The organism is Nonomuraea sp. NPDC052116, assembly GCF_040680035.1.
Lineage (GTDB): Bacteria > Actinomycetota > Actinomycetes > Streptosporangiales > Streptosporangiaceae > Nonomuraea > Nonomuraea angiospora_A.
The window spans coordinates 1-19,826 of the sequence record NZ_JBFAWA010000018.1; the positions used below are offsets into that span (position 1 = coordinate 1).

Consider the following 19,826-nt stretch of genomic DNA (forward strand, 5'->3'; position numbering starts at 1 on the left):
AACTCCTCGACACCGCCCTCACCACACCCCAACCCCACCTCCTGCCCCTCCCCATCAACACCCACACCCTCAGCAACCGCCACGACGGCGTCCCGCCCATCCTGCGCGGGCTCGTCCGGGCCCCCGCCCGCCGCACCGCCCAAGCCGGGCAGGCCGTGGCCGACGGGTCGGCGGTGCAGCGGCGGCTGGCCGGGCTGTCGCCGGCCGAGCAGGTCGAGGAGCTGACCCTGATGGTGCGCGAGTGCGCGGCGAAGGTGATCGGCTACAGCGAGCCGGAGGCGATCCGGGCGGAGCAGAACTTCCTCGAAGCGGGCTTCGACTCGCTGACCGCGATGGAGCTGCGCAACGTACTGAACAAGGCGACCGGCGTGCGGATGCCTGCGACGGCGGTCTTCGACTACGGCACCGCCGCGGCGCTGGCCCGGCACCTCGCGGAGGAGATCGCGATCGACAACGGCGCCGGCTGGGACTCCGGTCCGGCGGAGCCGGACGGGGGCGGATCGCTCAGCTCGCTGGTGCGCGCCGCGGCTCCCGCCGGGAAGCTGCAGGAGGGGCTGGACCTGCTGGAGGCGGCGGCGCGGCTGCGGCCGGTGTTCCGGACGCTGGACGAGCTGGACCGCGCGTACCCGCCGCTGGCCCTGGCCTCGGGGCCGGCGCGGCCGAAGCTGTTCTGCTTCAGCACGCCGATGGCGCTGGGCGGCGCGGCCCAGTTCGCCCGGCTGGCCGTGCACTTCCAGGGAGTACGCGACCTGTACGCGCTCCAGGTGCCCGGATACGCCCCGGACGACAGCCTTCCGGACAACGCGGACGTCGTGGTGCGCATGTGGGCGGAATCCATCCGGGAGGCGGCCGGCGACGACCCGTTCGTGGTGATGGGCTACTGCGGCGGCGGCAACTTCGCGCACGCGGCCGTCTCGTACCTGGAGCGGAACGGGGTGCGCCCGGAGGGCCTCGTCCTGCTGGACACGTTCCTGCCGGACAGCGACGTCATCGACGAGCTCGGCGGCCAGATGCTGGAGGGGATGTTCGACCGGGCGGAGGTGTACGGGCCCTTCAGCGACACGAGGATGACGGCCATGGGGCGCTACTACCGGCTCTTCAGGGAGACGGTGGTGGAGGACATCGAGACCCCCGTGCTCTTCCTCAGACCGGACACCCCCCTGCCCTCCGGGCCCGACGGCGAGCGGTCCAGGGAAGGCAACTGGCGGGCTTCCTGGCACCTGAAGCACGACCTGTGCGAGGTCCGCGGCGACCACCTCACGATGCTGGAGGGCGAGGCGGGGTCCATCGCGAAGGCCGTCGAGGAATGGCTGAAGCCGTCCGGCGGGCGTTCGAACGGCGCGTGAGCGGCGAACCACGCACATGCCGAGGGGAGCGCCGTCAGTGATCCTCGGCCGAGGGCTGACCAGAGCGGGGTCACCGGTGAGGGGGAGCGGGCGACTCCCCCTCCAGGAACCGGGCGATGCCGTCCAGCAGGCGCTGGAGGCTGAACTCGAAGATCTCCTCCAGGTCCGTGAGGACCTCCGGGCTGTTGCGCAGCGCGGCCTGCCGCGGATAGCGGTCGGCGCCCAGCTCCTCGAGGATCGCGGGCACCTTCACCGATCGCCACTGGCTGAGCGAGATCCCGCCGCCCCGCCGTTCGGAGGCGATCTCGCTCACCCGCAGCAGGGCGAGCCCTTGCGCGATGCCGCTCACGCCCAGATAGATCCGATGGGTCATGACGGGGTCCAGGCCGAGGCCGTCGAACGCGCCCAGGCCGCGTTCGAAGCGGGCGAGCAGGCTGGGGACGAGCGGCGGCTTCACCGTCGCGATGACCTCGAGGACCCACGGGTACGTCGAGTACAGCGCCCACTCCCACCGCGCCGCGGCCTCCAGCTCGGCCCGCCAGCCTCGGAAGGCGTGGGGTTCGGTGTCTCCGCCTTCGCTGAACACCGCCTCGACCATGAGGTCGATCAGCGCGTCCTTCCCGTCGATGTAGTTGTACAGCGACATCACCTTGACGCCGAGCACGTTCGCGACGTGCCGCATCGACATGCTCTCCAGGCCCTCGGCGTTGGCGATCCGGATGGCGCTCCACACGATCCGCTCCCGGGACAGGCCGGCGTCGGTCCGCTGAGAATCGGCGCGCCCGCCGGTGACGGGCCGTGCGGGACGGGGCGGCGAAGGCCGCTCGTCCTTCTTCTCCCGCCAGGCTCCCTGGCCGGTCCGCGCGTCGAGGCGGGCCCGGTAGGCGCGGGCCTGGCACGAGCGCGAGCAGTAGCGGGGCTTGCGCCCGCGGGCAGGCACCGTGAGCTCTTTCCCGCACTGGACACACGTCAGCATGGTCGCCTGATTTCATCACGATCTTCCATTGTGATGAAATTATATCACGCGCCTGATGTGACGAAAAAAGAGGTGGAGCGGTTGTGACGAAAATATCTTTCAAGAATGGGCGTGAGTCAGGAGGTAATCGTGAGCAGCCATGACATGGAGCACCAGCATGTCGTGGCAGTCAATGTTTACTTGACAAGACCCTTTGGCAAGCTGACATATGGTGTACTGTAAATGTTACGTACACAGTATGAGAGGGGTGGGAATGGATATCGCCGAAAGAGGCGCCAAAGCGGGGTGGCGGGAGTGGACCGGCCTGGCGATCCTCATGCTGCCCGTACTGCTCATCTCCATCACGGTGACGGTGCTGTTCTTCGCGCTCCCGTCACTGACCGCCGAGCTGGAACCGAGCGGCACACAGCAGCTGTGGATCGTCGACATCTATGCCTTCCTGCTGGCCGGGCTGCTCATTCCGATGGGCAATCTGGGTGACCGGATCGGCCGCCGGCGGTTACTCCTGGTGGGCGCGGTGGTGTTCGGCCTCACGTCGGCCATCGCGGCGTACGCGCCCAGTGCCGAGCTGCTCATTGTGGCGCGTGGCCTGCAGGGGGCCGCCGCGGCGACGCTGATGCCGCCGACCCTCGCCCTCATCCGGGTGCTGTTCACCGACGGCCGCCAGCTCCACATGGCCATCGCCATTTGGGCCGCGATCTTCACCCTCGGCAGCGTGGCCGGGCCGATCGTCGGCGGGTGGCTGCTGGAGAGCTTCTGGTGGGGAGCGGTCTTCCTGATCAGCGTGCCGATCATGATCCTGTTACTCGCGCTCGGCCCGCTCCTGCCGGAATACCGCGACCCCAACCCCGGGAAGTTCGACATCCTCAGCGCGGTCCTCGTGCTGCTCGCCGCCCTGCCGATCGTCTACGCGGTGAAGATGGTCGCCGAGCAGAACTTCTCCGTGACGATGTGGATCAGCGCCGTGATCGGGCTGGTGTTCCTGAGCCTGTTCCTGCAGAGGCAGCGCAAGCTGCCCGACCCCATGCTGGACCTGGCGCTCTTCCGCCGGCACGCGTTCACCGTGTCCCTGATCACCGCCACCCTCGCGGTGTTCGCCCTCGTCGGGACGTTCTATTTCATCACGCAATATCTGATGTCGGTGCTCGGGATGCGGCCGATTGTGGCCGGGCTGATGACCGTGCCGACGGCCGTCAGCTCGGCGGCCGGCTCGGTGCTCGGGGCGGCGCTCACCAAATGGTTCCGGCCCGGCACCATCATGGGCTCCGGCATGGTCTTCGGGGCGATCGGCTTCCTGCTGATCTCCCAGCTGAGCACGGACGTCAACCTGCCGCTGCTGTTCAGCGGGCTGTTCCTGCTGGGCTGGGGGATCGGGTCGGTGCAGGCGCTGGCCTCCACCATGGTGGTCGCCACGGCGCCGCCCGAGAAGGCGGGATCCGCCTCGGGGCTGTTCGAGTCCTCCACCGAGTTCGGGCAGGCGCTCGGCGCCGCCATCCTCGGCAGCATCGGGGTGGCCGTCTACCGCAGCACCCTCGCCGCGCAGCTGCCGCCCGGCGTCCCGCCCGACGCCGCCGCGGTGGCGCACGAGACCCTCGGCGGCGCGCTGTCGGTCGCCGCCGAGCTCCCTCGGGCGGTGGGCGCGGCCCTGGCCTCCGTGGCCCGCGACGCCTATGTAGACGGAATGCAGATCGCCGCTTTCGCCGGCGCGGTCATCATGCTAGTAATGGGGATTCTCGCGTTCATCAAGTTGCGCGAGGCGCAAAATCCTTCGTGATGCGTCCGGGGCGCGACGTAAATGGGTGAGGCCGATGTACGGAAGACCGGACCAGAAAAGGGGGGATAGCACCATTGAGTACATGAGAGAATCCGGGCACTCTTCGAGGTATAGACAAGAGTCTTCGCGAGACGAACGCGATTGATCCTCGGTGCGTTCGCGTCGGCAGGCATCGGTGCGGTGCCACGACCGCGGGCCACCCTTATTGTCGGAGGGAAGTCGGAGACATGTACGACCAGAGCAGTCATACCTTTTTGAATGTGACGGGCTATGGCGTGGCACATGCAGCCGACCACCCGGCCGACGATTTCCGGGAGAACAGCCGGGACGACTATCGGACGACCGTCGAGCAGACCGCCGCGTTTCTCGCCGCCGAGGCGGGGATCGACGGTTCGAGCACGGTGCTCGAGGTGGGCGACGACTGTGAATGCCTGCTGGTCCACCTGGCCCAGTGGTTCGGCTGCCGAGGCGAGGGGATCTTCGAGAGCGAGGAGTACGTCAGGTTCGCCCAGGATCTGTGCACCAACCAGCGGCAACGGCTGGACGTCGGCTTCCGGCGGGCGTCGGTGCTGCGGCTTCCGTACGAGCCCGGCAGTTTCAGCCACGTCGTCAGCCACGGCGCGCTGCACAAGGCGCCGGACATGCCGCGCAGCTATGCGGAGATCCGCCGCGTGCTGCGCAGCGGCGGCATCTTCGCCTTCAGTGATTTCTACCGGCCGCGGACGAGAATCAGCGAGCGCACCCGGACCGAGGTCTACGAAAAGTTCGGGTGGAACGACGGCTACACGCTTCTCGAATACCATTCCGCGCTGGCGGAGGCCGGCTTTGAAATCAGTTCGGTGGTCAATGTGACCGGCTTCCTCAGGCGGACGTTCCAGGGAAACGCGGAGGCGGCCCGGGCGCGGGCCGGACAGATGGCCGACGCCGCGGCCCGGGACAAGATGCTCGCCTTCTCCGCGTCCTGCGAAGAAGTGCAGGCCGCCATCGACCGGGGGGAGGTCGGCTGGGCCATCGTCGTCGTCCGCAAACGGGACGCACCCGAAGGGGAAATCCCGCCTGATGAATGAAACCGGCCGTCACCCGGGCACGGACGCCGAGCCGGGTAGGTGCCGGGAATTCTCCGCGACGAGCACGTTTCCGTTCGAGGAGCCGAGCTCTTTCGACGAGAACAGACGCGGAAGGTCGTTCCGGCCGTTCACCCCGAGTTTGCGATATATGCGCGTGAGGTGCTGCTCCACCGTACTGATGGTGATATGAGCTCTCGTCGCGATCTCCCGGTTCGTGTAGCCGAGCGCCGCCATCGAGGCGACCCGATATTCGGCGGGGCTCAGGGCGTTCTGGTCGTTCCCGGCGGCCATCGCGCCGAATTCGCTGTCGAAGGCGTTCGCCACCGACCTGCGCAGGGGCTCGGCATGGCAACGCTGGCCGACCCGGTCCGCCTGCTGGCCGATGAGCCGGGCCTTGTCCGTCTCGCCCAGGGCGGCCAGGGAGTGGCTGAGGCGTGCCAGCGCGTGCGCCAGCTCCATCTTGTGGCCGGAGTCCTGGAGCATGTCGACGGCCTTGCGCAGCAGCGGCGGCCGGCGTCCGACCTCCTCGGCGGAGGCCAGCACCATCAGCGCGAACCCCCGGATCCGGGGACTGTGACCGTGCGGCGTGGCGTGGTGCAGTTCGAGGAACTTCCGGGCGCGGGCGTTGTTCTTCAGCACGACCGAGACCCCGGCCGCCCCGAGGCGCCACGGGACGAGCAGCGGCGTGTCTACCTCCCAGGACCGCATCAGCGTGCCGCACTTCAGGAAGTCGCTGAGGCCCGCGTGCGCCTGGCCGACCGAGGTTCTGTAGTGGCCCCGCGCGAAGAGGTAGTGCAGCCCGTACCGGGTCTGGTAAACGGTTTCAGGCAGGGGATGGCGGAGGTACTGTTCGGCCTTCTGATACTCGCCCATCTCGGTGTGGGCCTCGATGAGGCTGGCCAGCGGGAGCGCCGCGAGCACGCCCAGGCTCCTGGGGGGCAGGGTGCGCAGGGAGAGCTCACCCCATTCGACGGCCTCCAGCATCTCTCCCTTGTGCTCGGCGATGTGCGCGCGGAAGGCCGCGAGCACGCTCAGCCACGTGGGCGAGTTGCGCCGCTCCGCCACCGCGTACAGGTTCTCGACGAGGGAGGCCGCCTCGTGGGTGCGGTCCGAATAGACGAAGCAGAACAGGGCCGCCTCGACCAGCTCGATGTTGCAGCCTTCGAGCTGGACGGAGTGCAGGACCTTCTCCGCCGTCCGCAGGGCCGCCTCGGTCTCGCCGTCGCGCAGGTTGGCGGCGAGCGCGGAGATCGTCCGCGCGTACGAATGGGCCGGGTGCCGTTCGCTGCCCTCGCGTAGGGGGGAGGGCTTGTGCGTCCCCCGCAACCGGTGCAGGACCGGGGGGTGCGTGCCGGCCAGCCAGTGGTCGGCCGCGAGGCGCCACGCGTGGGCTCCGTCCGCCTCCTGGCCATCGCCCTGCTCGGCCTGCTCCAGCAGCGCGAACATCTCCTCGGCCTCGTCGTACTGGCCGTGCCAGAGCATGCACGTGAGCAGCCAGTGCACGTCCCTGGCGGGCAGCAGGCCGTCCCGCGCGGCCTGCACGAGCATCGGGAGGTGCATGGTGGCGGTGGAGGGGTTGATCCGCCAGGTGGCCTTGGCCAGCGCCAGGGTGACCTGGATCCGTTCGTCGGGCCCGGAGCACAGGTCCGCCGCGTACCGGAGATACCGCACGGCGAGCTCGTACTCGTCGGTGGCCAGCGCCTGGTCGGCGGCCTCCCGCAGCACGTCCAGGGCCCAGGGTTCGTGCTTGGCGCCGGCGGCGACGAGGTGGTCGGCGATCACGGTGGGCTGTACGCCGGTCGCGTGCAGCAGCTGGGCGGCGCGTGCGTAAAGCTCTTTGAGGAGGTCCGGTTCCATGGAGTCCAGGACGGCCTCCCTGGCGGCGGGGTGGCGGAAGCCGTCCACGCCAAGCAGGCCGATCTCCGCCAGCCATTCCAGGGTGCGGACCACGGCCGGCTGCTTGATGTGCAGCATCTCGGCCAGCAGCGGGGGAGAGGCCGACGCGTCCAGCACCGCGGTGGCGCGCAGGACCCGTAGGGGGGTGCTGCCGATGCGGTTCAGCAGCGTGCGGACGGATCCGGAGAAGCCGTCGTCGATCACCAGGCCGGTCCCGTCGCCGCCCGCGTTCTCCCGGTCCTCGATCAGCGAGCGCACCAGGAGGGCGTTTCCGCCGCTGACCTCGTGGATCGCCTCCGCCAGCGGATCGTCCGGCTCGGTCCCGAGGCGGACCTGCGCGATCCGGGAAATGGTGCCCGACGAGTACGGCGCCACTTTGATGCGGCGGCACTGCGGATGGTGCATGAGATCGCTCTGAATTCTGAGCGGCACCCCGTCCGGCCCTTCGTTCACCGTGAAGACCATGAAGACGTTCGCGGAATGGAGCCGGTTTATGAAATGCAGGAGAATGTCCAGCGAAACCGAATCCGCGTATTGCACGTCCTCGATGGTTATCAATACCGCGCCGCGCCGCGCGTGGTTGGTGATGATCTCCCACAGGCCGTGCGTGACGCCGATCCAATTGAGGTCTTCCGGCCGGATGCCGCGCGGTCCCGCGTTGAATACGGCCTCCTGCAACAGTTTCAACGCGGGGGGCATCTCACCCAGTGCGGCACTCAGGCTCTGCGAAACCTGGTGGATGACGCCCAGTGAGATGTTCTGCTCGTTCCGTAGGCAGATGGCGCTCAGATGAGTGGCGCCCGACCGCACCGCCGAATCGGCGAAGGCGTGCAGCACCCGGCTCTTGTCGAACCCCGGAGGGCCGGTTATCATCGCAATTCTTCCCCAACCATGCTCACTCTCCGCGAGCATGGTACTGAGGAGGGTGATTTCTGATTCGCGTTCGGCGAACTGCATCGACTCTCCTTCACCTGTTTGGTCGTAGAGGAAGCTCAGTCAGGAAGCGGACCGGGAGCAGTCCAGGGATCTTCGATTGCCGACTTCGTCACGTTCGAGCCGAGGTTTTCGGCGTGGCGTGGAAGACGCCCGGCCCCTCTCGCCCGCGGGCGGTGAAGGTGTGGCCGGCCGCTCGGAGGCGGCGCGGTGGCCGTGCTTCGGCGTGGCGGCGGGTGACGGCGGTCTGCCGAGCCACGACCGCAGGTCCTCGCGTGAGCCGGCCCCGGACCGGGACGGCTCGACATTCGCGCAGCTCGAAGCGCGGGCGGAGCCTGTCAGGATCCGCCCGCCGGGTCCGGGTGACGGACGTCCGAGGCACGACATGGTGCCCGCGCTCGAGTCGCGGGATACGGCCGGACCCCCGCCGGGGCGGGAGTCGCCCGGCGTGCGGTCCGCCGCTTCCGGGAAGCGGTCGGCGCGCACGACAAGGCCGCCACCGCCGGCGGCCGAGCCGGGGCGGTGGTCCGGTAGCTGGACGGCGTCCGCCGGGGGGCGGTCGCCATGGGTGAGAACGGAAAGGATTCCCTGCCCCCTTTGAAGTCGATGACCCGCGGCCACGCTACGACCGGGCGGCAGAACGCCATCCGGCGGCGCGACCGCCCGGCAGGGAAAACAGGGCCGGCGACGCGGGGACGGGTTTCCCGTGGTTCACCGCGATTTCACTGACAATCCGATAAAGATTGAGTGCGACAGCGCCTTTCGCGCTCTCGCCTGCGCCCGTGAATTCCTGTAACATGTGCGGCCACGTCTCCATCATGCGTATCAGCGGCTTGCGTGGTCGGTGTGCTGCGAAAACACACCGTCCGGCAGACCTTGCACCCCGACCGAATCGCAAACGGGCGCCAAACCGTCACGGTAATGTTGTGCGCCGGTCCGAGTCAAGGAAAGGCCGCCTTGACGGCACTGCCCCGGACGGGCGTGGATCACTGTAGTCCGGAATGCCAATAGCCGTAAACCGACGGCCGCATGATTCTCCGCCGCAACGGTGCTCAACTGGGGCGATGAAGCCCATCTCTTTTCGGGCGGCCGTTTTCTGGAACGTACCAAATAGGACGGCGGTAATCCGCCGCAACCGCTCCTCTTGCGACGTTGTCGCATCTGGAATCTCCGGAAACCCTCGCAGGTGAACAGTCCTCCTGCCCCCGAGGTTGTGAACATTGCACAGAATTCCAAGATCATCTATGGCGTGAGTTGGCCGCCCTGGTCGCGGGCCGGGAGGGCCGGCGGGATCCGCCGCTGCTGGGGGCCTACGCGGCCCCAGGGCCCCTAGATAGGGGTGGTATAGGGGGTCAGCTCGCCGGGGCCCGAGCGTAGCTTCGGAATCGGCCTGGCCGGCTTCCGGTTGCACGCGCATGCGTCCCGGCTGCCGGAGAATTTCCTTTCCCCGGCTCGGGGCTGGAGGCACATATTGAACGGGTTGATTTCCACGGCGTATTCTCCGCGGCCGCGGCTCATTCACGAACTGCTGGACGAGGCGGCCGCCATGAATCCGGACGGGATCGCGGTGCGCGACGCCCGCGGCGGCTGGAGCTATCGGCGGGTCGTCGAGCTCAGCCGCGCTTTCGCCGCCTGGCTGGCGGCCACGGGCGTCGAACCCGGCGACCGGATCATCGTGCAGCTGCCCAACCTGCGCGAGACCGTCCCCATCCTCTACGGCGCGTCGCGGCACGGTGTCGTCTTCGTGCCCCTGAACCCCGGGATGAAGGCGTACCACCTGCGGTCCGTCATGGAGGACTCCGAGCCCAAGCTGGTCATCGGGGCCGGCGAGGCGCTGCGGGAGACCGCCGACGTGCCCGTCCACGGGATCGACGAGCTCTGGAGGGAGGTGGAGGCGTTCGCCGGACGCCCCGTCCCGGGCGGGCCGGCCGAAGTCCGGCCGCAGGACGTCGCGGTCCTGATGTACACCTCCGGCAGCACGGCGGCGCCCAAGGCGGTGGTGGGCCCGCACGCGCAGGTGACGTTCGCGGCGTCGGCCATCAACGCCGTGCTCGGCTACCGTCCGGGTGACGTCGTCTTCTGCCGGTCGCCGATGTCGTTCGACTACGGCCTCTACCAGATCTTCCTGTCCGCCCTCGGGCACGCGGAGCTGGTGCTGGCGGGTGAAGGGTCCGACCTGGCGCTGCTGAGCCAGCTGCAGGAGTGCGGCGCGACCGTCGTGCCGATGGTGCCCTCGCTGGGCGCCATGCTCACGACCCTGGGCAGGCGGGCCCCCGGCTCCGTGCCCACCGTGCGGATGTTCACCAGCACCGGCGCCGCGCTGCCGGCCTCGACCATCGAGGGCCTGCGCGAGTGCTTCCCCGGCGCCCGGGTGGTGCGGATGTACGGGGTCACCGAGTGCAAACGGGTCACCATCATGGAACCGGAGCTGGAGCGGGAGCGCCCCGACTCGGTCGGCCGCCCCCTGCCCGGCACCCGCGTGCTGATCCTCGGCGACGACGGCTCGCCGCTGCCCGCCGGTGAGACCGGGGAGATCGTGGTGGCCGGGCCCAACGTGATGGCGGGATACTGGCGCGCCCCCGAACTGACCGCCCGCGTCTACCGCCGCGACGCGGCCACCGGCGAGACCCGCCTGCACACCGGCGACTACGGTTTCCTCGACGAGGACGGCTACCTCTACTTCGAGGGCCGGCGCGACGACATGTTCAAGCGCAAGGGCACCCGGATGAGCACCATCGAGATCGAGGCCGCCGCGATGGACATCCCGGGCGTCCGGGCCGCCGCGGTCGTGCCTCCCGGCGAGCGGCACGATCTCGCGATCATCGTCGAGGGCGACCTCGCCCCTCACGTCGTCCTGCGCGAGCTGGCGCACCGCCTGGAGGCCGCGAAGGTGCCCGCGATCTGCCGAATCCTGCCCTTCTTCCCCCTCACCCTCAACGGCAAGAACGAGCGCAAGGACCTCGTGCGGTTCCTTGAGGAGACGCCCTGAGGCGTCCTCGGAGGGCGGGGAGGGCTCGGGCCTGGGGAAGGCTTTGCCTCCTGCCGGGAGACGCCGCGGGACGCTCCCGCTAGCGTGAGAAGTGCTTCATGCGCCGTACTGGCGCTTCCCGGGAGCCCCGTGTCGACGCTCCGTCAGCCCGCATCAGCCGGGCCGTTCATCACCTCACGGAGTGATCTCTGATGCTCGAACGCCTGCTCGTCGCCGCCACCCTGGTGGCGTCCGCGCTCATCGGTTCGGTCTCGCTCTCCGCCCCATCGACCGGTACGGCCGACGCCGCCACGGTGGCGCAGGCCCCGGCCGCGATCCCGCCCGCCCCGGTCCCTCCGGATGACGACGACGGGTAGGAGGTCTGCCGCCGCACCGGCATCCGTCGCCCCGCGAGGCAGGTCCTCGCGGGGCGATCCCGTCCTCCGGCCCGGGGTTGTGCAGAGTTTGTGTACCACGTAAGCTTACGTGGTACACAAACTCCGGACCGGGAGGTCTCCGTGACCACGATCGCCATCGCACTCCCTCTCCTCTGGCTGGCCTGGCTGGCCCTGACCGAGTGGGTGCCGATGTTCCCGCTCAACGACCTGAAGACCGGCAATCTGCGGCCACGGCTGCTCGCCGCGTCGATCAACTACCCGTTCCCGCTGCTCATCGCCGCCGGCATCGCCCTGCGCCAGCCATGGTCGCTGATCGCCGCGTCGGCGTTATGCGGGCTGATCCTGGCCGGGCACCTGGCCAATTGGTGGCTGCCGTACTTCGGGCTGAGCTCCGCCGCCCAGCGGCAGGTCTACGAGCGCGACTACGCCCGCACCCTCAAGATCCTGCCTGCGGACGGGCACGCGGTCGTCCCCGACGTCCAGCACATGATCGTCGGACTGCTCAGTCTGGCCATGCTCGGCACCACATTGGCTGTCACACTGGCCGCATGAGCACCAAGCCACCACGCGGCCGGGGCGGGCGGCCGCCCCAGCTGACCACCGAGCAGATCGTCACCGCGGCCATCGCCCTCCTCGACGAGGAGGGCCTGGACGCGGTGACCATGCGGGGCATCGGCGCCCGCCTCGGGGTGGCCGCGATGTCGCTGTACCGGCATGTGCCCAACCGCGACGCCATTCTGGCCGCGATCGTCAATCGCCTGTTCGCCACCGCGCTCGCCGGGTTCGACCCCGGCCCGACGTGGACGGATGCGGTGACGCGGTTCGCCGTGGCGTACCGGCGCATGCTGCTCGACCACCCGCACGCCGTGCCGCTGCTGGCCACCTACCCGGTCGACGTCGAAAGCGCCCTGCCGCTGCTGGCGGGTGTGCTCGACCGCTTCACCGCCGCCGGCATCGAGCAGGACGAATCCCTGATCGTCATCCAGTCCGTCGGCGTCTACGTGCTCGGCCACGCCCTCGCCCAGGTGGGCACGCCGCCCGGCTCCGACGCCCCCGCTCCTCCGCCCGGCCCCGCCGCCCTCGACTTCTACGAACGGTGGTTCACCACGGGGCTGGACGCCATCGTCACGGGCTTCGGACAGCGGCTCCGTCCTCAGTAAGGACCTCAACGCCCTCTGACTCAGAAGGCGTTGACGAGGACGACGTAGGCCGCGGTGCCGATCCCGACGCTCAGGATCGTCCGGCGGCCGAACGCGAGATGGACGCCCGCCGTGACCGCGACCGCGAGCAGCGCGTACAGCGTCGCGCGCGGCTCGGCGACGATGGTGCCGTGCAGGGCGGTCACGGCGAGGATGGCGAGGATGCCGACCGGCATCCACGCCGACAGCTGCCGCACGATCGCCGAGCCGCGCAGCGTGCGCAGCACCGCGAAGGGGACGGCGCGCAGCGCGAGGGTGATGGCGAAGACGATCGCGAGGACGGCGGCGAGGTAGGCGGTGCTAGGCATCGGCGGTCTCCGGGGCGGATCGGCGGGCGGTGAGCGCGTGCCGGACCAGCAGCAGCGCCACGAACAGCAGCAGCGCCGTGAACATGGCGACCCCCGGGGTGAGGACGAGCGCGACGGCCACGCTCGCCCCCGCCAGCAGCACCGAGGGGATCTCCCGGCGGGAGCGGAACGCGTCCAGGGTGAGCACGGTGAACAGGGCGCACAGGGCGAACTCCAGGCCCTTGATCGGCGCGGGCAGAGCCACGCCGACGGCCACGCCGACCAGGCCGCCGCCGACCCAGTAGGTCTGGCAGGCGAGCTGCATCGCCAGCAGCCGGGGTGCCGAGCGCTCCGCCGCGGGAAGCGAGGCGTTGACGGCGTAGGCCTCGTCGATCATCGCGTAGACGGCGTACGCCTTGGCCAGCCGGTTCCTGACCAGGTGGAGCGGGAAGGAGAAGGCGTAGAAGACGTGCCGGAAGTTGACCACCAGGACGGTCAGCGCGACGGCGGCGAGCGGCGTGACGCTCGCCATCATGCCCACCAGCAGCAGCTCGAGCGATCCGGCGAACGCGGCCAACGACAGGGCGGGGGCCAGCCACCAGGAAAGCCCGGCCTGGATGACCAGCAGGCCGAGGGCGATCCCCAGCGGGAAGATCCCCAGCCCCGCGGAGAAGGAGTCGCGTACCCCCGCGATGATCTGCTCCTTCCGGGTCATCGGGGGTGGAGCGGTCATCTGGGGCGAAACTACATCTTGCACCCCTCCATGGTCTCGCAGAACGCGCGACATGTGGTTGCGAATATTGCTCCCGGAGGCCCTGACGGTGCAATCTTCTCCCATGGATGCGACCGACCGAGCAATCATCGCCGAGCTGGAACGGGACGGGCGGCTGACGAACGTGGAGCTGGCCCAGCGGGTCGGGCTCACCCCCGGCCCGTGCCTGCGGCGCGTCCAGCGGCTGGAGGCCGAGGGCGTCATCCGCGGTTACCGGGCGGTCATCGATCCCACCGCCGTGGGCCGGTCGTTCGAGGTCCTGGTCGACCTCACCCTCGACGCCCAGGACGCGGAGACCGTCGAGCGCTTCGAGCAGACCCTGGCGCGGGCCCCGGAGGTCATCGAGCTGCGGCGGCTGTTCGGCAGCCCCGACTACTTCGTCCGCGTGGCCGTCGCCGACCTGGCCGCCTACGAGACCTTCCTCAGCACGTACGTCATGACCATCCCGCGGATCAGGAACGTCACCTCGCACTTCACGATGAAGAACGTCAAACCGGCCCCCTAGGCCCTATGACGCCTGGTCCAGCCGGGCGAACTGCTCGTCGGTCAGCGTGAGACCCGCCGCCGCGACGTTCTCCTCCAGGTGCGCCACGGAGGTCGTGCCGGGGATGGGGAGCATGGCCGGCGAGCGGCGCAGCAGCCAGGCCAGGGCGGTCTGGGCCGGGGTCGCCCCGATCTCGGCCGCCACGGTGGCCACGGGGCCGCCCGCCTTGGCGTGGTCGCCGACGGCGATCGGGAAGAACGGGACGAACGCGATCCCGTGCTCGCCGGCGTATTCCACGACCTTCTCGTGGGTGCGGTCGGTGAGGTTGTAGAGGTTCTGGACGGCGGCGACGGGGGCGATCCCGCGCGCCTCCTCCAGCTGGTCCACCGTCACCTCCGACAGGCCGAGGTGGCGGATCTTGCCCTCCTCCCGCAGTTGCGCCAGGGCGCCGACCTGGTCGGCGAGCGGGACCTGGGGGTCGACGCGGTGCAGGTAGTACAGGTCGATCACGTCGCGGCGCAGGCGGCGCAGGCTCAGCTCGGCCTGCTGGCGCAGGTACTCGGGGCGCCCCAGCGGGATCCACTCCTCGACGCTCGGCCGGGTCACGCCGCCCTTCGTGGCGATCACGACGTCGTCGGCGTAGGGGTGCAGGGCTTCGGCGATGAGCTCCTCGTTCGCGCCCAGCGCGTAGGCGTCGGAGGTGTCGATGTGCCGTACGCCGAGTTCGACCGCGCGGCGCAGGACGGCCAGGGGGCCCTGCCGGTCGGCGGGCGCCTCCCAGATCGTGCCGTCGGCCGACAGCCGCATGGCGCCGAAACCGATGCTGCCCACTTCCAAGTCGCCGATTTTCATGATTTCTCCCTAAGGTTGAGCGTTCAAGTGTGGACGCTACACCTCAAAGGTTGAGAGTTCAAGCTAGGATGGGCGGCGTGGAGACACGGTGGCTCGACGACGACGAGCAGGGGACCTGGCGGGCGTATCTGTGGACGACCCGGTTGCTCGGCGACGCCCTCGACCGGCAGCTGCAGCACGACGCCGGGATGCCGTACACGTACTACATGATCCTGGCGACGCTCTCGGAGGTCCCCGAGCGGCGCATGTCGATGACCGACCTGGCCGCGCAGGTCTACTCCTCGCTCAGCCGCCTGTCCCACGCGGTGGCGCGGCTGGAGGAGCGCGGCTGGGTGCGGCGGTCACCGCACCCGGACAACCGGCGGGTGACCATGGCCGAGCTGACCGACGACGGCTTCGCCGCACTCGCGCAGGCGGCGCCCGCGCACGTGGAGGAGGTGCGCAGGCGCCTGTTCGACCCGCTCACCGGCGAGCAGGTGGCCCAGTTGCACGGCATCCTGCGGGCGCTGTGGAAGGGGCTCGATCCCGAGCCGGGCGGGGCGTATCCCGGGGTCTTCGGCCCCGAGGCGTAAATCAGCGCGCTGCGGGGGCTTGGAGCAGGCGCTCCTCCTCGGCGGTCCGGTCGTCGTACGCGGTGCGGGCGTCGGAGATCTCCCGCTGGTGCTCCTCGGTCCAGACGACCAGCGACTTGATCACCTCGTGCAGCGAGAAGCCGAGCGCGGTCAGCTCGTACTCCACCCGCGGCGGCACCACCGGATAGACGGTGCGGGTCACGAGTCCGTCGCGCTCCAGCTGGCGCAGCGTCACGGTGAGCATGCGCTGGCTGACCCCGTCGATGGCGCGGCGCAGCTCGGAGAAGCGCATCGTACGGCGGTCGAGCAGGGCGATGACCAGCAGCGACCACTTGTCCGCGACGCGGTCGAGGATCTTCCGCACGTCGCAGTCGGCCCGGGTGTCCCACTGGATGACCTGGTCGTCCATGGTTCCCGTGCAGTAACCGAGTGCCTTTGAAGTGCCGTCTTCCATTGCTTCCCCATGGTCACGCAAGATTCCTTTGTTACGAAAAAGAACCATAGGAGTCGTACCTGTGTCCACAACCACGCACTCTTCTTCGCCGTCGTTGCGCATGACTCCCAAGGCCTGGGGGATGCTGTTCGTCCTGTGCGGCGCGATCTTCCTCGAGGGGATCAACGTCGCGATGCTCAACGTGGCCCTGCCCGCCATCCGGGCCGACCTCGGGCTGTCCACGGGTGAGCTGCAGTGGGTGATCAGCGCCTACGTCCTGGGTTACGGCGGGTTCATGCTGGTCGGCGGCCGGGCGGCCGACCTGTTCGGCCGCCGGCGGATGTTCCTGGCCTGGCTGGCGATCTTCCTCGTCGTCTCCGCCCTGGGCGGGCTGGCCAGTGAGGGCTGGATGCTCATCGCCGCCCGTTTCGTGGCGGGCGTCGCCGCCGCGGTCATGACCCCCGCCGGGTTGTCCATCATCACCACGAGCTTCGAGGAGGGGCCGCGGCGCAACCAGGCGCTCCTGGTGTACTCGGGCACCGCCGCCGGAGGTTTCTCCCTCGGGCTGGTGCTCGGCGGTCTGCTCGCCGCCGTGGACTGGCGCTGGGTGCTGTTCGCGCCGGCGGTGCTGGCCCTGATCATCCTGGTCCTGGCGGTGCCGCTGATCCCCGCCAGTCCCATGGAACGTTCCCAGGAGCGCAGGCTGGACGTGGCGGGCGCGGTGACCATCACCGCCGCCATCATGCTGCTGGTGCTCGGTGTCGAGCGCGCCGCCCACGTGGGCGCCGGGTGGACCGCCGGCGCGCTGGTCACCGGGCTGGCCCTGGTCGCGCTCTTCCTCGTGATCGAACGCCGCTCCGCCGCGCCGCTGGTGCGCCTGGGCATCTTCCGCTCCGCGCCGCTCGTCCGCGCCAACCTCGCGGGGCTGCTGTTCTCCGGGGCCTTCTTCGGCTTCCAGTTCATCGCCGTTCTGTATCTCCAGGAGGTGCGCGGCTGGACCTCGCTGCAGACCAGCCTGGCCATGCTCGCGGTCGGCGCGGACGCCGTCCTCGCCCCGACCCTGACCCCGCGGCTGGTCAACCGGTTCGGCAACGCGAGGGTCATCCTGGCCGGGCTGCTGTTCGCCGTGCTCTCGTACGTGTTGTTCCTGCCCATCGGCATGGACACCGTCTACCTGGCGATGTTCCCCACCATGATCATCCTGGGGGTGGCGTTCGCCCTGGCGTACGGTCCGCTCACCATCGTCGCCACCGACGGCGTGGACGAGAGCGAGCAGGGCCTGGCCGGCGGGCTGCTCTACACCTCCTTCCAGTTCGGCGCGGCGCTCGGGCTGGCGGCCAGCACCACGGTGATCGTGGCCGTGGCGGACGCGGGGGACCTGCTCGGCGCCTACCGCACCGCGCTTGCCGTGCCGATCGCCGCCGCGGCCCTGGCCGTCGTGGTCAGCGCTTTCGGCCTGCGGAAGGGAGCCGCGCGATGACGTCGTTCGCGGAGATCGAGGCCGAGTTCAACGCCATTGTGGGCGCCACCGTGTACGCCACCATGGTCACCGTGGACGCCCGCAACCGCCCGCGCACCCGGGTGCTCATCCCCATCTGGGAGAACGTGGACGGGCGGCCGCTGGGCTGGCTGGCCACCTACCGGACCCCGGTCAAGGCGGCCCACCTGGCCGGCAACCCGCACACCTCGTTCTCGTACTGGAAGCCCGGCAACAACTCGGTCGCCGTCGACGCCGTGGCCGCGTGGGTGGACGACCTGGACGTGCGGCGGCGCGTGTGGGATCTCTACCGCGCCACCAGCCCCCGGGGCGCCGGGTACGACCTGGGCAGCTTCTGGCGCTCGCCGGCCGACCCCAAGCTGCACGTCCTGCGCCTCGACCCCTTCCGCGTCCAGGTCATCCGCGGCATGGACCTGCGCAGCCGCATCTGGACGGCCGGCTGAGCGGGCGGGTCAGGCGTGGCTGACGATCACCTTGCCGAAGCCGCCGCCTGACCCGCAGTAGGCGAAGGCGTCGGGCACCTGCTCGAACGGGAACACCCGGTCGATCACCGGGCGCAGCCGGTGCGCCTCGACGGCCCGGTTCAGCTCGAGGAAGTGGGCCCGGCTGCCGGTGGCGATCCGGCGCAGCACCGAACCGGCCATGAACAGGGTGGCGGGGTCGACGGGTGCGGCTCCTTCGGCGCCGGAGAGCCAGTAGCCGACGAAGGCGACCTCGCCGCCGGCCGCGACGGACCGCAGCGACTGCTCCAGCGGCCCCGTCGCGTCGACGACGCGATCGGCTCCCCGGCCGTCGGTCAGCGCGTGCACCTCCTTCCACCAGGCCGGGTTCTCCCGGTAGTTGATCACCTCGTCCGCTCCGAGAGCCCTCAGCCGCTCGGCCTTGGCGGGGCCGGACGTGGTCACGATCACTCTGGCTCCGGCCAGCTTGGCGAAGAGCAGCACGAACAGCGACACGGCGCCCGACCCGAGCGTCAGCACGGTCGTGCCGGCGTGCGGGGCGCCGCCGGAGGTCAGGGAGTTCCACGCGGTCACCGCCGCCAGCGGCAGCGCCGCGGCCTCCTCGTACGACAGGTGCTCGGGGATGGGCACGACGCCGTCCTCGCTCAGCAGCGCGTACTCGGTCAGCACGCCGTCGATCATGGTGCCGAGCTGGGCGGCGTCCTCGCGCCGGAACGGGCCGTCCAGCCAGCGCGGGAAGACGGTGGCCGCCACCCGGTCACCTGGCCTGACCCGGGTGACGTCCGCGCCGACCGCCACGACCTCGCCCACTCCCTCGCAGCCGGGCACCACGCCGGGGGTCACCGGCAGCGGATAGTCTCCGGACAGCACGCGCAGGTCGCGGAACCCGAGGGAGTTCGCGCGGATCCTGACCACGACCTGCCCGCGCCCGGGTTCGGGCTCGTCGCGGTCGTGCAGCGTCAGCCCGTCGAGGCCGCGTCCGGGCACGAGGCGGTAGCTCTTCATCTGATGTCCTCTCCGGTTCCGCATGAGTGGGGACGATCGTGCGGGGCGGCCAGGGTGGCCGGCAATTCCCCGGGGGGAATCGCGGGCCCGCACGGCGACCGGATAGAACAGAGCGGTGAGCAGCACAACCATGGAGAACGGCGTCGGCACGGAGCTGAGACGCTGGCGCGGGCTTCGCCGGGTCAGCCAGCTCGAACTGGCCACGCTGGCCGGCACGACCCAGCGCCATCTGAGCTTCATCGAGAGCGGCCGTTCCCGGCCGGGGCGCGCGATCGTGATCCGGCTGGCCGAGTCGCTCGGGCTGTCGCTGCGGGAGCGCAACGACCTGCTCACCGCGGCCGGCTACGCGCCGGTGTTCGCCGAGTCGGGCCTGGAGGAGTCGGCGCTGCGGCCGGTCCGCGCCGCGCTCGAACAGATCCTGTACGGTCACCTGCCGTATCCGGCCCTCGTCATCGCGCCGTACGGCCGGGTGGTGGCGGCGAACGACGCCGTCGAGGTGTTCACCGAGGGCGCGGCGCCCGAGCTGCTCGAACCGCCGGTCAACATGCTGCGGCTCATGCTCCATCCGGACGGGATGGCCCCCAGGGTGCGCAACCTGGGCGAATGGGGCCGGCACATCATCGAGAACCTCCGTGCCCGAGCCCGCCGGAGCCCGGACCCGCGCCTGGAGGACTTCGCCGCCGAACTGGCCGGCTACGTCCCCCAGGCGCCGGTCGGGCCCGAGCATCTCGGTTTCTCCGTCCCCATGAGGCTGGCCTCGGCGGACGGGGAGCTACGCCTGATCACCACGCTGACCTCGTTCGCGACGGCGACCGACGTCACGCTCGCCGAGCTGCACCTGGAGGCGTTCCTGCCCGCCGACCAGGCCACCGCCGAACTGCTCCGGCGCCGGGCCGAGCGTTGAG

The 19,826-nt window shown here is 70.0% G+C and carries 19 protein-coding genes; 12 read left to right on the forward strand and 7 right to left on the reverse strand.

Annotated elements, in window-relative coordinates:
- A partial coding sequence (locus AB0L65_RS31065; protein WP_364252220.1) for a thioesterase domain-containing protein occupies window positions 1-1,346 on the forward strand: 1,346 nt, incomplete at its 5' end.
- A 70-nt stretch (window positions 1,347-1,416) separates the two neighbouring features.
- Here the strand turns inward: AB0L65_RS31065 and AB0L65_RS31070 are convergent.
- Window positions 1,417-2,286, reverse strand: coding sequence for a TetR/AcrR family transcriptional regulator (locus AB0L65_RS31070; protein ID WP_364252223.1), 870 nt, complete (start codon window positions 2,284-2,286; stop codon window positions 1,417-1,419).
- 289 nt (window positions 2,287-2,575) lie between these two features.
- On the opposite strand from AB0L65_RS31070, the gene AB0L65_RS31075 reads away from it, so the two are divergent.
- The gene (locus AB0L65_RS31075; protein ID WP_364252226.1) at window positions 2,576-4,096 is read left to right on the forward strand and encodes an MFS transporter; all 1,521 of its coding nucleotides are present in this window, start codon (window positions 2,576-2,578) and stop codon (window positions 4,094-4,096) included.
- A gap of 227 nt (window positions 4,097-4,323) precedes the next feature.
- The gene (locus AB0L65_RS31080) at window positions 4,324-5,163 is read left to right on the forward strand and encodes a class I SAM-dependent methyltransferase (RefSeq protein WP_364252229.1); all 840 of its coding nucleotides are present in this window, start codon (window positions 4,324-4,326) and stop codon (window positions 5,161-5,163) included.
- A 9-nt stretch (window positions 5,164-5,172) separates the two neighbouring features.
- Here AB0L65_RS31080 and AB0L65_RS31085 read toward each other — a convergent pair whose 3' ends face one another.
- Complete coding sequence (locus tag AB0L65_RS31085) at window positions 5,173-8,016, reverse strand: AAA family ATPase (protein ID WP_364252232.1); 2,844 nt, start codon at window positions 8,014-8,016, stop codon at window positions 5,173-5,175.
- Between the two features lie 1,456 nt (window positions 8,017-9,472).
- On the opposite strand from AB0L65_RS31085, the gene AB0L65_RS31090 reads away from it, so the two are divergent.
- The 4 genes from AB0L65_RS31090 to AB0L65_RS31105 all read left to right on the forward strand — a co-directional run bounded on the left by AB0L65_RS31090 (window position 9,473) and on the right by AB0L65_RS31105 (window position 12,518).
- Window positions 9,473-10,981, forward strand: a complete 1,509-nt coding sequence (locus tag AB0L65_RS31090) for an AMP-binding protein (RefSeq protein WP_364252235.1) — start codon at window positions 9,473-9,475, stop codon at window positions 10,979-10,981.
- A gap of 191 nt (window positions 10,982-11,172) precedes the next feature.
- On the forward strand, window positions 11,173-11,337 hold the full coding sequence (locus AB0L65_RS31095) for a hypothetical protein (RefSeq protein WP_364252238.1): 165 nt from the start codon (window positions 11,173-11,175) through the stop codon (window positions 11,335-11,337).
- Window positions 11,338-11,478: 141 nt separating this feature from the next.
- Window positions 11,479-11,910, forward strand: a complete 432-nt coding sequence (locus AB0L65_RS31100; RefSeq protein WP_364252241.1) for a hypothetical protein — start codon at window positions 11,479-11,481, stop codon at window positions 11,908-11,910.
- Window positions 11,907-12,518: a TetR family transcriptional regulator gene (locus AB0L65_RS31105; RefSeq protein ID WP_364252244.1), complete on the forward strand. Its 612-nt coding sequence runs from the start codon at window positions 11,907-11,909 to the stop codon at window positions 12,516-12,518. The genes AB0L65_RS31100 and AB0L65_RS31105 overlap by 4 nt, the downstream gene beginning before the upstream one ends.
- A 20-nt stretch (window positions 12,519-12,538) precedes the next feature.
- On the opposite strand, the gene AB0L65_RS31110 is transcribed toward AB0L65_RS31105, so the two are convergent.
- Together AB0L65_RS31110 and AB0L65_RS31115 are read right to left on the reverse strand one after the other, a co-directional pair.
- On the reverse strand, window positions 12,539-12,865 hold the full coding sequence (locus tag AB0L65_RS31110) for an AzlD domain-containing protein (protein ID WP_364252247.1): 327 nt from the start codon (window positions 12,863-12,865) through the stop codon (window positions 12,539-12,541).
- Window positions 12,858-13,577, reverse strand: a complete 720-nt coding sequence (locus tag AB0L65_RS31115) for an AzlC family ABC transporter permease (protein WP_364252250.1) — start codon at window positions 13,575-13,577, stop codon at window positions 12,858-12,860. The genes AB0L65_RS31110 and AB0L65_RS31115 overlap by 8 nt, the downstream gene beginning before the upstream one ends.
- Before the next feature lie 103 nt (window positions 13,578-13,680).
- On the opposite strand from AB0L65_RS31115, the gene AB0L65_RS31120 reads away from it, so the two are divergent.
- Window positions 13,681-14,121, forward strand: coding sequence for an Lrp/AsnC family transcriptional regulator (locus tag AB0L65_RS31120; protein WP_364252253.1), 441 nt, complete (start codon window positions 13,681-13,683; stop codon window positions 14,119-14,121).
- Between the two features lie 3 nt (window positions 14,122-14,124).
- Here AB0L65_RS31120 and AB0L65_RS31125 read toward each other — a convergent pair whose 3' ends face one another.
- Window positions 14,125-14,952, reverse strand: a complete 828-nt coding sequence (locus AB0L65_RS31125; protein WP_364252256.1) for an aldo/keto reductase — start codon at window positions 14,950-14,952, stop codon at window positions 14,125-14,127.
- A 77-nt stretch (window positions 14,953-15,029) separates the two neighbouring features.
- On the opposite strand from AB0L65_RS31125, the gene AB0L65_RS31130 reads away from it, so the two are divergent.
- Window positions 15,030-15,524 (forward strand): MarR family transcriptional regulator, encoded by a 495-nt coding sequence (locus tag AB0L65_RS31130; protein ID WP_364252259.1) that lies wholly within the window; start codon window positions 15,030-15,032, stop codon window positions 15,522-15,524.
- Window position 15,525: 1 nt separating this feature from the next.
- Here AB0L65_RS31130 and AB0L65_RS31135 read toward each other — a convergent pair whose 3' ends face one another.
- Window positions 15,526-15,978 (reverse strand): helix-turn-helix domain-containing protein, encoded by a 453-nt coding sequence (locus AB0L65_RS31135; RefSeq protein WP_364252262.1) that lies wholly within the window; start codon window positions 15,976-15,978, stop codon window positions 15,526-15,528.
- A 100-nt stretch (window positions 15,979-16,078) separates the two neighbouring features.
- On the opposite strand from AB0L65_RS31135, the gene AB0L65_RS31140 reads away from it, so the two are divergent.
- Together AB0L65_RS31140 and AB0L65_RS31145 are read left to right on the forward strand one after the other, a co-directional pair.
- On the forward strand, window positions 16,079-17,437 hold the full coding sequence (locus AB0L65_RS31140; RefSeq protein WP_364252265.1) for an MFS transporter: 1,359 nt from the start codon (window positions 16,079-16,081) through the stop codon (window positions 17,435-17,437).
- On the forward strand, window positions 17,434-17,898 hold the full coding sequence (locus AB0L65_RS31145) for a pyridoxamine 5'-phosphate oxidase family protein (protein WP_364252268.1): 465 nt from the start codon (window positions 17,434-17,436) through the stop codon (window positions 17,896-17,898). The genes AB0L65_RS31140 and AB0L65_RS31145 overlap by 4 nt, the downstream gene beginning before the upstream one ends.
- A gap of 9 nt (window positions 17,899-17,907) precedes the next feature.
- Here AB0L65_RS31145 and AB0L65_RS31150 read toward each other — a convergent pair whose 3' ends face one another.
- The gene (locus AB0L65_RS31150) at window positions 17,908-18,921 is read right to left on the reverse strand and encodes an NAD(P)-dependent alcohol dehydrogenase (RefSeq protein ID WP_364252271.1); all 1,014 of its coding nucleotides are present in this window, start codon (window positions 18,919-18,921) and stop codon (window positions 17,908-17,910) included.
- Between the two features lie 115 nt (window positions 18,922-19,036).
- Here AB0L65_RS31150 and AB0L65_RS31155 point away from each other — a divergent pair, with 115 nt between their 5' ends.
- Complete coding sequence (locus AB0L65_RS31155; protein WP_355212710.1) at window positions 19,037-19,825, forward strand: helix-turn-helix transcriptional regulator; 789 nt, start codon at window positions 19,037-19,039, stop codon at window positions 19,823-19,825.
- The last annotated feature ends 1 nt before the right edge of the window (window position 19,826 follow it).